The organism is Thalassococcus sp., assembly GCF_982780845.1.
In genome coordinates, this window is the sequence record NZ_CEYADA010000004.1 from 200,109 (window position 1) to 212,111 (window position 12,003).

14 protein-coding genes and 2 pseudogenes are annotated in these 12,003 nt (G+C 56.6%); 13 read left to right on the top strand and 3 right to left on the bottom strand.

Going from position 1 to position 12,003, the window contains the following annotated elements:
• Positions 1-99: 99 nt before the first annotated feature.
• From AC4FIA_RS06525 to AC4FIA_RS06565, 9 genes are all read left to right on the top strand, one after another.
• Entirely contained in the window at positions 100-876 is a 777-nt protein-coding gene (locus AC4FIA_RS06525) for an ABC transporter permease (protein WP_490365171.1), read from the top strand.
• On the top strand, positions 876-1,541 hold the full coding sequence (locus AC4FIA_RS06530) for a hypothetical protein (RefSeq protein ID WP_490365172.1): 666 nt from the start codon (positions 876-878) through the stop codon (positions 1,539-1,541). Before AC4FIA_RS06525 ends, AC4FIA_RS06530 begins: the two co-directional genes overlap by 1 nt.
• Positions 1,534-2,370, top strand: a complete 837-nt coding sequence (locus tag AC4FIA_RS06535; RefSeq protein ID WP_490365173.1) for an ABC transporter ATP-binding protein — start codon at positions 1,534-1,536, stop codon at positions 2,368-2,370. The genes AC4FIA_RS06530 and AC4FIA_RS06535 overlap by 8 nt, the downstream gene beginning before the upstream one ends.
• Positions 2,367-2,960 (top strand): SCO family protein, encoded by a 594-nt coding sequence (locus AC4FIA_RS06540; RefSeq protein ID WP_490365174.1) that lies wholly within the window; start codon positions 2,367-2,369, stop codon positions 2,958-2,960. Before AC4FIA_RS06535 ends, AC4FIA_RS06540 begins: the two co-directional genes overlap by 4 nt.
• A complete protein-coding gene (locus tag AC4FIA_RS06545; protein WP_490365175.1) occupies positions 2,957-3,544 on the top strand; it encodes a c-type cytochrome in 588 nt (195 codons plus the stop codon). The genes AC4FIA_RS06540 and AC4FIA_RS06545 overlap by 4 nt, the downstream gene beginning before the upstream one ends.
• Complete coding sequence (locus AC4FIA_RS06550) at positions 3,541-4,266, top strand: Crp/Fnr family transcriptional regulator (protein ID WP_490365176.1); 726 nt, start codon at positions 3,541-3,543, stop codon at positions 4,264-4,266. Before AC4FIA_RS06545 ends, AC4FIA_RS06550 begins: the two co-directional genes overlap by 4 nt.
• Positions 4,263-5,282 (top strand): YeiH family protein, encoded by a 1,020-nt coding sequence (locus AC4FIA_RS06555; protein WP_490365177.1) that lies wholly within the window; start codon positions 4,263-4,265, stop codon positions 5,280-5,282. The genes AC4FIA_RS06550 and AC4FIA_RS06555 overlap by 4 nt, the downstream gene beginning before the upstream one ends.
• Before the next feature lie 135 nt (positions 5,283-5,417).
• A complete protein-coding gene (gene dusA / locus AC4FIA_RS06560) occupies positions 5,418-6,446 on the top strand; it encodes a tRNA dihydrouridine(20/20a) synthase DusA (RefSeq protein ID WP_490365178.1) in 1,029 nt (342 codons plus the stop codon).
• Positions 6,447-6,665: 219 nt separating this feature from the next.
• The gene (locus AC4FIA_RS06565) at positions 6,666-7,829 is read left to right on the top strand and encodes a calcium-binding protein (RefSeq protein WP_490365179.1); all 1,164 of its coding nucleotides are present in this window, start codon (positions 6,666-6,668) and stop codon (positions 7,827-7,829) included.
• Positions 7,830-7,864: 35 nt separating this feature from the next.
• Here the strand turns inward: AC4FIA_RS06565 and AC4FIA_RS06570 are convergent, their stop codons facing one another.
• From AC4FIA_RS06570 to ccmI, 3 genes are read right to left on the bottom strand one after another with little or no spacing between them, the layout of a single operon-like run.
• The gene (locus AC4FIA_RS06570; protein WP_103909806.1) at positions 7,865-8,104 is read right to left on the bottom strand and encodes a DUF1289 domain-containing protein; all 240 of its coding nucleotides are present in this window, start codon (positions 8,102-8,104) and stop codon (positions 7,865-7,867) included.
• Between the two features lie 8 nt (positions 8,105-8,112).
• Positions 8,113-8,595, bottom strand: coding sequence for a Holliday junction resolvase RuvX (gene ruvX, locus AC4FIA_RS06575; protein WP_490365180.1), 483 nt, complete (start codon positions 8,593-8,595; stop codon positions 8,113-8,115).
• Positions 8,592-9,824 (bottom strand): c-type cytochrome biogenesis protein CcmI, encoded by a 1,233-nt coding sequence (ccmI, locus tag AC4FIA_RS06580; RefSeq protein ID WP_490365181.1) that lies wholly within the window; start codon positions 9,822-9,824, stop codon positions 8,592-8,594. Before ccmI ends, ruvX begins: the two co-directional genes overlap by 4 nt.
• 176 nt (positions 9,825-10,000) lie before the next feature.
• Here ccmI and AC4FIA_RS06585 point away from each other — a divergent pair.
• From AC4FIA_RS06585 to AC4FIA_RS06600, 4 genes and pseudogenes are all read left to right on the top strand, one after another.
• Positions 10,001-10,198: pseudogene (locus AC4FIA_RS06585) on the top strand (sarcosine oxidase subunit beta); the annotation flags it as partial.
• Between the two features lie 183 nt (positions 10,199-10,381).
• Entirely contained in the window at positions 10,382-10,603 is a 222-nt protein-coding gene (locus tag AC4FIA_RS06590; protein ID WP_490365182.1) for a hypothetical protein, read from the top strand.
• A 140-nt stretch (positions 10,604-10,743) separates the two neighbouring features.
• Positions 10,744-11,010 (top strand): annotated as a pseudogene (locus AC4FIA_RS06595) (sarcosine oxidase subunit delta).
• Positions 11,011-11,322: 312 nt separating this feature from the next.
• Entirely contained in the window at positions 11,323-11,931 is a 609-nt protein-coding gene (locus AC4FIA_RS06600) for a superoxide dismutase (RefSeq protein WP_490365183.1), read from the top strand.
• Positions 11,932-12,003 lie beyond the last annotated feature (72 nt).

Consider the following 12,003-nt stretch of genomic DNA (forward strand, 5'->3'; position numbering starts at 1 on the left):
GCTGCCACTGAAGAAACGCAAGAAAAACCGGCGCGGTTACGTCCCGACCTGGAGTCGGAACCTCCCAAAACCGGGCCGAGGATGTGGGAAAAAGTGTCAATGTCGCCTGCGCAGATGACCAATTTCGGGATCATGGCGGCGTCTTTGATGTTTGGCGTTTTGATGTGGCACATCGTGACGGCGATTGATCTGGATTTCTTCATAAACTTCGAAAACGTCCCGTCGCCGGCGCGCGTGTTCACAGCCTTCTTTGCCCATGTGCAGACCGAAATTTTCTGGACCCATATCGGCGTATCCATGCGCCGGATCCTGATCAGTTTTTCACTCGCCACCGTTCTGGGGATCGCTATCGGACTGGTGATGGGCCGGTCCAAAATCGCCCGGGCGTTCATCATGCCGTATATCGAGGTCATCCGCCCGATCCCGGCCGTGGCCTGGATCCCCTTGGCCATTCTGATGTGGCCGACCGAAGAAAGCTCGATCATTTACATCACATTCCTTGGAGCGCTGTTTCCAATCGTTCTGAACACGCTTCACGGGGTGGAACAAACGCCCGAGGTGCTGGTGCGCGCGTCGCAGTCCTTAGGCGCATCCCGCGCGGCTGTGTTCCGGCACGTGGTCATTCCTGCGGCGTTGCCCTCGATTGCGGCGGGTCTGGCCATTGGAATGGGTGTCAGCTGGTTCTCGCTTCTGGCGGGTGAGATCATCTCGGGCCAATACGGCATCGGGTATTTCACGTGGGATGCCTACAGCCTGATCAACTATCAGGACATCGTGGTCGGCATGCTGGTGATCGGGTTCTTGGGTACCGGATCAACGGCCGCAGTCCGCCTGATGACGCGCCCGATGCTGGCTTGGCAGAAAAGGACACGCTGATGAAAACGCTGTCTGTCTTGGGTTCTGAAATCCGTAAGAACTGGCGGTACATGCTGGTCAATGGCGTGCTGTTTGCGCTGCTGTTCCAGATTGCCATGCTGATCGCTTTGATGGTGCGGTTTCAGGCCTTTCCCAACTACACGACATTCTACAACTGGCCCGAGGCGGTTTCTGTCATCATCCAGTCGACGCCGTCCATTCGCGATATGGCACCGATCATTTGGGAAGAATGGCTGATCGAGATCGGGCGCATGAACTATGACTACGGAACGGGCATTTCCGAATGGAGCCTGAATGTCATCCCGTCACGCTTGCTGGTTCTGTTTTTCGTCGGCGCGATGGTGTCGCTATGTCTGGCGATGGTCCGTCGGGATTCGTGTCAGGCCGGCATGTCAAACACGCTACGCGCCACAACAGGTGTCGGCACACTTTTGATCGCAATGACCAATGCCACAATGAGCTGGGTCGTCTGCTGCGCCACGCCCACTTGGGTTGTGGGGCTCGCAATGTTGGGGTTGGGCGTGTCCAGCTCTCTCGCTCTTGAACAACTCGGGCCGGTTCTATCCGGCGCCGGGTTCGTTTTGTTGACCGCAATGATCATCGGCCTCGCGTGGCGCCGTGCCCGTAATGACCGCGATCCGGAAGGAGTTCTTGCCCATGCTTGACGTTCTGAAATTCAAATCGCCCAACGTCGGTTCCACCAAAGACAAGGGCCGGATCGAGGTGAAGGATGTTTCGATCACCTTCGGCAAAGGCAGCAGCGCCCATCACGCCGTAGACACGACCGAAATTACAATCGAAGCAGGGCAATTCGTGTGCATACTTGGCCCGTCGGGTTGCGGTAAATCCACGCTTCTGAATGCGATTGCGGGCTATGTTAAGCCAACTGAAGGCACGTTGCTGGTCGATGGCACCGAGGTTGATAAACCCGGCCCCGATCGTGGCATGGTGTTTCAACAATATTCGCTGCTTCCATGGAAAACCGTTTATGAAAACGTGGCCTTTGGTCCGAAAATGGCGGGCCACAGCAGGGTCGAGGCCGGATCGACGGCCAACACCTTTCTTGAACTCGTCGGGCTTAAGAAATTCGGGGATCGCTATCCGGCGGAACTGTCCGGCGGTATGCAGCAACGTGTGGGGATTGCTCGTGCGCTGGCCAATTATCCGTCGGTCCTTCTGATGGATGAACCCTTTGGCGCGTTGGATGCCCAGACGCGTTTGATGATGCAGGAAAGCCTGCTGGATATCTGGCGCAAATTCGGGACGACCGTTGTGTTCGTCACCCATGATGTCGACGAGGCTGTTTTCCTCGCCGACCGCGTTCTGATCATGTCCACAGCACCGGGGCGGATCATCGAAGACGTCAAGATTGATCTGCCACGACCGCGTTCGACCGATATGGCGTCTAGTCCCGAATACGTGCAGGCACGGCAATTCTGCCTTGATACGATCAAGGCAGAAAGCCGCAAAGCATTCGAGAACCAGAACTCATGATCCGCGCTCTGTTTCTTGCACTCGGCCTTATCGCTGGTCCTGTCAGCGCCCAGATGCAGGGCGTTCGGCTAGAGGATCCGGTTGCCATTCCGCCGTTTGAATTGTCCAACAATGTGGGCGACACCTTTGGTGTCGATGATCTGAAAGGGCAGTGGACCCTGATCATGTTCGGCTTTCTGTCCTGTCCCGATGTGTGCCCGTTCACCTTGGGCAACCTTGAGGCTGCGGTCAGCGAAATGGGCATGCGCATGCGGCCCGACAGTGTGCCCAAAGTGGTATTTGTCTCGGTCGATCCGGACCGCGATCAGGACGCGGTGGACGACTACGCCAAATTCTTCCATCCGGATTTCAAGGGTGTCACCGGTGATCGTGAAAACATCGATGCACTGATCGAGGCGACAGACAGTTTCTATCGCCTGATGCCACCGGACAAGACCGGCTACTACGAGGTTCAGCACAGTTCGTCGGTATCGATCATCGCGCCTGACGGAACCTTACGTGCGAAGCTTCAGCCGCCGTTTGATCCGGGGCTGAGCGCCGAGTTCATGATGCAAAGCCAGATCCAGTACCGACGGGATCAGACGCAATGATTTCGGACCGCATCAAGATTAGTGTTCTTGCGGCTCTGGGCGGGATTATCGCGCTGCCCGCATCTGCGGATTTCGACGCCGAAGCGTTCCCGCCTTACGAACGATGCGCCCTGTGTCACGGGCTATTCGGCGAATCCGCCAATGCAAAGTTTCCACATTTGGGTGGACAGAAGGCGGGGTATATCTCGGCCCAGATCAACGCGTTTCTGAATGGAAAGCGCCACAACGACGGTGGACAGATGGTGAATATCGTTTCCGAATTGAAGCCGGACGAAATCCCCGAAGTTGTGGAGTGGTTTTCATCGCAGGACGCACCAAAACCTAGCGGTGACGGAAGCGCGACAGGCGCCGCGCTTTATGAACAGTCGGGGTGTGATAGTTGTCATGGAAGAACCACGACGTTCCCTGAAGCGCCCCATCTGACGGCACAACACGCAGGCTATCTGACCAAACAGATGCGCGACTTCAGGGATGGGCGACGTGTGTCCGTCATGGCAGACATTTCCCATGGGCGCCTTATGCCGGAAACGGATGACGCTATTACAGACATCGCCGCATACCTGTCATCGGTGGCGCGCCAATGACCATGCAGGACGACATTCACGTAGATGGCCCCGGCGCGATTTACCTTTCCGAATACTTTCTTGAGTTGAACGAAGGGGCAGGGTTCCTGAACACCCTGTCGGATGATGATCGGAAAACAGTTCGCCGACACGGCACGAGATGTAGTTTTTCCAAAAGTGAAGGCATCTTCCACCAAGGCACCGCGCACACAGGCGTCTGGATCATCGAAAAAGGGCGCGTCCGAACCTTTTACACTGGCCCGTCCGGGCGAGAGATCACGCTGGCCTATTGGAGCGCGGGGCACTTTGTTGGCGGCCCCGAAGTATTCGGACGCGGACGGCATGTCTGGTCAGGCGATGCGCTGGATGATTGCCAGCTGCTGTTTTTGTCAGGCACCAGTCTGAAAACACTTGTGCGGGAAATCCCCGAGGTGGCCATCGCTGTCATCGACGGGCTTGTGGCCAAAGGCAAAAGCTATTCGGCTCTGATCCAGATGCTGGGGACGCGAACGGTTTCTGAAAGATTGCGGCAACTGCTAGTTATTCTGGCCGATGCCCATGGGCGGGATGAAGGCGACTGCATCATCGTCGACAGGTCACTGACCTATGAACAGATCGCCGCCATCGTGGGCGCCACGCGACAATGGGTGACACAGTCGCTGGACAAACTGAAATCCGCAGGTGTGCTTGAGATCACCCGAACCGAAATCATAATCCGCAACCTTGAAAGCCTAGAAGAATGAGCTGGTCTGGCGCGGTTCAGTCGCTGCCATGGCGGGTGTCTTTTGTTCAGACGCTCTTTCCGGGGGCCGCTGTTGCTGTGGTGATCAGCCTTGCGGCGTCTGCCATTGCGTTTCGATACGGCGCGCCTGTCATGTTGTTTGCATTACTGCTCGGAATGGCCATGTCGTTTCTGGCCGAAGACCCTAGGCTGACCGCTGGTATTCGTTTTGCCGCCTCTAACGGGCTCAAATTTGGCGTGGCGCTGATGGGGCTGCGGGTTTCTCTTGATCTGGTGATGGATTTGGGCGTGGGCGTTTTTGCGCTGATCGCCTTTGGTAGTGCGACGACGATTGGCGTGGGCCTTTTGATCGGTCGGTTTCTGGGATGGAACCGAGAGCAAACGATCATCGCATCAGGGGCCGTCGCCATTTGCGGGGCCTCTGCCGCGCTGGCGCTGTCATCTGTTACGCGCAGTTTTCGGGACAAGGACGATCACACGCTGGTTGTCATTCTGGCCGCGACAACTCTGTCGACGGCTGCGATGATTTTCTATCCGGTCTTGTTGGAATTTCTTGGCTTTTCCGACGTGGCCGAGGGCATCATTCTGGGGGCCTCGATCCATGATGTGGCGCAGGTGGTCGGGGCTGGGTTTTCGGTGTCCGACAGCGCAGGTGAATCTGCTACCTTGTCCAAGATGACCCGCGTGGCGCTGTTGCCTGTGGTCCTGTTGGCCGTTCAGCTGTTTTCCCAAGGCCGGACAAACGAATCCGATCGCCGCAAATTTGGATTGCCGTGGTTTGTCACTGCGTTCTTGGCGCTGATGGTTTTGAACCAGATCGCACCCATTCCTGCTGTCTTGGTCGATACCAGCCGTTGGCTATCTTCTACACTGCTTATCATTGCGGTTGCGGCCTTGGGCCTGAGCAGCGCCCCGAAGCGGCTATTAAAGGTTGGGGGGGCAACGCTTGCGTTTATGGGCGTCCTGTCTCTCTGGCTATTGTTATGCGCTTCTCTGGGGATTTGGCTGATAGGGTGAAGACTTCGGCGGTCTGATGACGGCTTGGCCATAACAAGCGCTGGAAGTCCGCAGGTAAAAAATGTTACTCGGCCTCGGTGGCGCCGAATGCCCTTGGCGCTAGCTTTGCAGACTAAGTGACAAAGAGCGCGCGACATGGCCTTGCCTGACGATAGCAAACAGATCGGACAAACAGACGTGCGCCGCGCCGCACGCCTGAGTGTTGCGCCGATGATGGATTGGACCGACCGGCATTGCCGCTATTTCCACCGCTTATTGTCGCAGAAAACGCTGCTTTACACGGAAATGGTGACGGCACCTGCCTTGGTCAAAGGGGGGGCTCTTCATCTTTTGGACTACGCACCAGAAGAACATCCGGTCGCGCTGCAACTAGGTGGGTCCGATCCGCGGGAATTGGCGCAGGCAGCGCGTCTGGGGGCGCAGGCAGGCTATGACGAGATCAACCTGAACGTCGGCTGTCCGTCTGATCGCGTACAATCCGGTGCCTTCGGTGCGGTTTTGATGAAAGACCCTGGACTGGTCGCCGATTGCATCAAGGCGATGCAGGACAGTGTGGACGTCGCCGTAACAGTGAAATGCCGGATCGGGGTGGACGATCAAGAGCCCAGCGAAGTGCTGCCCGATTTTCTGTCGCGCGTTGCCGCAACCGGTTGTGACCGCTTCACGATCCATGCGCGCAAGGCGTGGCTGCAAGGGCTATCCCCGAAAGAAAACCGCGACATTCCTCCGCTGGATTACGATCTGGTGACTGAAATGAAGGGACTGTTCCCTGCGCTGCACATTTCCATAAACGGGGGCATAACGGATATCGATACGGCCTGTGATCTTCTGGATCGCGGGTTGGACGGGGTGATGATCGGGCGCGCCGCCTACCATCAGCCATGGGATATTCTTGCCAAGGTCGATAGTCAGATTTTTGGCATGGATACCGACGTTCCCGATCCGGTTTCAGTGGCCTTGGCCATGAAGCCCTACATCCAGCAACACCTGAAGCAAGGCGGTCGTTTGCATCAGATCACACGCCATATGTTGGGTCTTTTTGCTGGCCGCCCGGGCGCACGACACTGGCGTCGCAGGCTTTCCGAGGATGGCGTGAAAAACGGTGCCGACGAAAGCCTGATCGATCGCGCATTGGACGATATGCGCGTGGCTGCAGCCGTCTAGAAATGCGCTTTTTCATTCCGGGATTCGCAGCTGTGCGGCTGGCCAAGGTCGTGCAGGTCCAGAGAATTCTGGTGCGGAGACGTGGTTAATTTTAACTTTAGATGAGCTTAATTGTGTCGAAGGAAAGGCATTGTTTCCAGTTCATATAACAGTGAAAGAATTTGTTTGTAATTCTCCATAAATTCGTGAGGAAATGCGGCAGGATTGTGAGGTTTAGTTATGATTTGGCTTTGGACGCTTTTGCCGTTTTTGTTGATTGGTGGAACCATAGGTCTTCTGAACGACGACGATGACGGCGACGACGATAACAATTCGTCAAACCCTGAAACCCCCGAAACACCTGAAGAAACGAACGATCTGGTCCGGTTGACCGATGGCGCCGATCTGTACGACTCGACTGGTGGCGACGACACGGTGCGCGGCCTTGATGGTGATGACACGCTGGTCGGATCGTCCGGTGACGACGAACTGTTGGGCGGCGAGGGCAACGACATTCTCTTCGGCTTTGGCGGCAACGATCTGTTCCGTGCAGGCCCTGGCGATGACGATGCCAACGGTGGTGACGGCAACGACACCTTGTTCGGTGAAGGCGGCGACGACACGCTGGTTGGTCTTGCTGGAAATGACGATCTGATCGGCAACATCGGCAATGACTCGCTTTTGGGTGGCGACGGCGCTGACCTTATGCTGGGTGGTCTTGGTGAAGATGTGCTCGAAGGCGGTCTTGGCGGCGACTATCTGGATGGTGGTTCCAATGACGACACGCTGATCGGTGGCGCGGGCGACGACCTGATTTACGGTGTCGGTGGTCGTGACGTGATCAGCGGCGGCGACGGTGACGACACTGCTCTGGGTGGTGACGGCAATGACGTCGTGTCCGGCGGTGCAGGCGATGATGAACTGTTCGGCGGTCTTGGCGATGACTTCCTGACGGGCGGCGAAGGCACAGATACGGTTCTGGGTGACGAGGGCAACGATGTGATCTCGGGCGCAGAGGTTGTTGACGGTGGCTTGGGCGATGACAGCATCACGGCTGTTCTGATCGAAAACGCATCGACGATGACAGGCGGCGAAGGCAGTGATGAATTCACGCTGGATCTGACCCGTGACAGCGGTGATGCGCTTTTGACCGGTTCGGTGATCCGCGATTTCACTGTCGCTGGCGACGAAGCAGACGTGTTGCAGGTTCTGTTGGATGATGGTGATGCGGCGGACGAACTGTCTGTTGTTCCGGTGACTGGCACCACCAACGTGCAACTGGTTCTGACCCAAGGTGCGACGTCCACTGTTCTGGCGGAAATCACCGATGGAGCAACCAACGGCTTTACGTTGGATAACGTCGTGATTGTTGAGGCTCCGGTCGCACAGTCCGAAGCACTCTGATCTTTAAAATCTACTTGTTAGCGGAACAGAGCGGGTTAGGCCCGCTCTTTTCTTTTGTGGATACCGCCGCGGCGCTTCATGACCAGACCTTTACGATCAGGCAGTTCAGCCATGATGCGATGGCGATCCACGGGATTCATGCGTGACCATTCGGTGATCTCGGCAATCGAGCGAAAGCATCCCACGCACAGCTTTGCCTCGGGATGGATCGAGCAGAGTTTCACGCAGGGACTTTCGATTTCGTCGCGTTTCCAGACGGCGTCAGAGTTAGACATGTGGTGTGCTATTCCTGATGTTCCCTGCGGATATGCGCCATTCGGTCCAGCGCACCTTGAAGGATATACGACGCGGCCACGTGATCGATGACCTCGGAACGACGCTTTCGGGACGTATCCGCCTCTAACAGGGCCCGTTCAGCGGCTACTGTCGACAGGCGTTCGTCCCAGAATGTGATGACCCCGTCCCAAAGCCGGTCGAAATTGCGGGCAAATGCGCGTGTCGATTGGCAGCGTGGCCCTTCCGAGCCATCCATGTTTCGCGGCAGGCCAAGAACAACAACGCCGATGTCGCGGTCTTTCAGGATTTTCAGAACGGCCTCGGCGTCGAGCGTGAATTTCTTCCGCTTTACCGTTTCCAAGGGCGTGGCCACCGACATCATCCGGTCAGACACCGCGACACCGATGGTTTTTGTACCAAGATCCAGACCAGCGATGGCAGTGAACTGGAGCAGGGCGCCAGCAGCTTCGTCTATGGTTTCAAAGATCACTGGCCGATCCCCGCGCCGGTCGCTGCATCACGCAAAGTGCGCAGGGCCGCGTCGTTGTCGCTGAAAACCTCTTGGCCGTCCGCATAGACCTTCATGGCCTCTTCTGCGCGGCCCAATACGGCAAGCGCCCCGATCAGACGCGCCCATTCTTCTGGCGAACCGCCTTCGGTCGATAGGCGTTCGGCCAGTTGGGCAACCATTCCTTCGATCATCTGGGCGCGATCTTCGGCTGACATGTTTGCCGCGGATTCCATATCTTGCTGGGTCGGGCCCCGCAGCGGCGCGTTTGCCAAGGCAGGCGGAGAGTAATCGGTCACGCCCGCTCGCACCGCGATTTCAGGGATCGCTTCTAGGATGGGGGTGACCCAAGGGTCCGTGGCTTCAGAGTTGCGCAACAGACGGTCCCAGATGCGCAGCGCCACGTCAGGACGACCGGTCTGCGCCATCAGCAAACCACGGTAATAAGCGACAACATTGTTGTTTTCATCCCGCACAAAGGCCGCCTGCAGAACGCGCTCGGCCTCGGGCGATACATACCCACCGGCTGCTAGGACCATCATGTCGGCAAGGTCTGCGTAATCTTCAGCGGTTGCGCTGTCAGCCTTCAGCGAAATAACGCGTTCTTGGGCTGCATAGGCCGCCGTGAAATTACCCAAGGCGGCTTCGGAACGGGCCAGTAGCATGAAACCTTGCAGATCGTTGGGGCGTTCAGCCACCGCGCCACGTAATTTCTGGACAAGATCAGAGTATTCTGAAGATGCTTCAAGCGATGTCGAGGGCGGAATTTGAGCTTCAGCGTCGGCCTGCGACGGACGGTTTAATCGCGCTTGTTCTGCTGCATCAATGCGCGTTTTCAGCGACAAATCCCCGTAGCCGGGGGCGCCGAGTTCCGAATAAAGCGCAAACGCGCCGCCCAACAGAACCACTGCCGAGACACCGGCCGCTACGCGACCAACGCCGTGCGGGCCGCCTTCGGATTGGGTGCTGGCAGCCATCTTGGCGTCGATCGCAAGGATGCGACGGGAAACTTCGGTTCTCAGGCGCTCCGCTTCGTCCGCGGCGATAACGCCACGTGCCGCATCCTGTTCGATTTCGCGAAGCTGGTCTTTGTAGACATTCAGATCATATTTTTCAGGAGCGACTTCGGTCTCTCGATTGCGCAGCAGTGCGGATGCGAGAATTGCCGCGACTGCAAGTGCGAGAATGCCGGTGGTCAGCCAGAAAACCATGCCCGATGCCTTTCGTTTTTAGGTCACCAACACCTAGCCCGACAGGGGTTGAGACAAAAGGGCAAATCTGCGTGAGGGGCGGCGTGTCGCAAGTGGTGTCTGAAATGACAGTCGTGACTATGGCAAGGGCAGGCTGATTTGGACTGATAGAAGCAAAATTAAGGTTGGGTTTGTGTATGAAACGCTATTCCGGTTTCGCAGTTGCCTGAGGAGCCGCACGGTATCACAGCGGCTGGGAACGTGCTTGAAAGAAAGCTACTCGGAAAAATAAGTACGATGTCATTATCGTGGGCGCTGGTGGCCATGGTCTCGCGACGGCGTATTATCTGGGCAAGAACGTTGGTATCACGCGCTATTTCGGGCTCTGGCTAGGGGCATGACGGAACTGATCGCTATAAGTCATTCACCGCTGACAGATGCACTCTCGCTCGACCGTTTTAAAGGGGGCCGGTTTGTCTATGAAAGTGTTGCGGCAGGGGTAGCGCATTGATTTTCGGGAACCAAACCAAGGCTGACGGTGTTGTCTGTGTAAGAAACATTTACACAGGAGACACACCATGTCTGCACACGAAACAAATTCCAGCAATTCGAATTCCGGCCTTGCATTCATCGTTGGCGCGCTTGTCGTTGCCGTCGCCGTTCTTGGCTGGGCGTTCTTCTCGGGCGCCGAAACAGGCGGCTCGTCTGACGACGTTACAATCAGCATTGAAGGCGCGGGTGAAGCAGCCCAGGAAGCCGGCCAAGCTGTAGAAGGTGCAGTCGAAGACGCAACCAACTAATACGCTCTCGCGCCTTGCCCGTTCGGGCGTGGCGCAACCGATATTACAGAACCGCTCTCTGGGCCTTTTGCAGGCATTTACAGAGGGCGGTTTTTCTTTGGGCACAATGCCTGAACACAACGACGGATCCGAAGTACGCCATGCTGACGTTTGAATGCCAGTATTGTGGCGTGAAAGCCGAAAAAACCGAGCTGTCTCCCGGTGGTGAGGCTCATCTGAAACGGTTTGGGCCCGCGTCGTAGGACGAAGACGTTAAAGCCTATCTGTTCACGCGTGAGGGCATCAATGGTGTGCACTTTGAACGTTGGCGCCATACTGTGACGATGGAAATCTACGGCACCTATCCGGCCCAATCGGCCGAACCGCCTGCCGATATTCTGGCCGAGATTAAGAATAGAACGGCGTGATTGTGCATCGCACTTTTGGAATCGAATTGGTCGATGGCACACTGGCCGGTGATCCGGCAGGATCTGGGGCTAAACCGGGCGATCTCGAAGAAGAAAGAGAACTCTATCGGGAAACAGGGCCAAGTCCGGCGGCGAGGTTGGCGTATTCTGAGAACGGAAAAATCCGTTAATTTTTATCAGGATTGCCGGAACTCGCGCCATTTGGCTGCGTTCTGTTATTGAAAGGGCCGGTTCTCACAAAACTGGCCTTGACGTATGGGTGATCACGGATCACCTAACGAACCAGCTAATTTTATCCAAGAGGGGTCTAACATGGCTTTTGAACTTCCTGATCTTCCGTATGCACACGACGCGCTTGCCGCGAAAGGCATGTCTGCTGAAACGCTCGAGTTTCACCACGACATCCACCACAAAGCCTACGTCGACAATGGCAACAAGCTGATCGCCGGCACCGAGTGGGACGGCAAGTCCATGGAAGAGATCATCAAGGGCACATACGACGCCAACGCAGTCGCCCAGAACGGTATCTTCAACAACATCTCTCAGTTGTGGAACCACAACCAGTTCTGGGAAATGATGACACCGAACGACAGCGCGATGCCTTCCGAGCTGGAAGCCGCGATTGTTGAGAGCTTTGGTTCGGTCGACAAATTCAAAGAAGACTTCGCAGCAGCAGGCGCGGGCCAGTTCGGTTCGGGCTGGGCGTGGCTGGTCAAAGACACCGACGGTGGCCTGAAAGTGACAAAGACAGAAAACGGCGTGAACCCGCTGTGCTTCGGTCAGACAGCTCTGCTGGGCTGTGATGTTTGGGAACACTCCTACTACATCGACTTCCGCAACAAGCGCCCCGCGTACCTGTCCAACTTCCTGGACACACTGGTAAACTGGGAAAACGTGGCAGAGCGTCTGTCCAAAGCCTAATCAGGCTTGGCGCAAACGCGCCGTTGCAAACGAAAAAAGCCCCGTCAGACTGGCGGGGCTTTTATTGTGTCG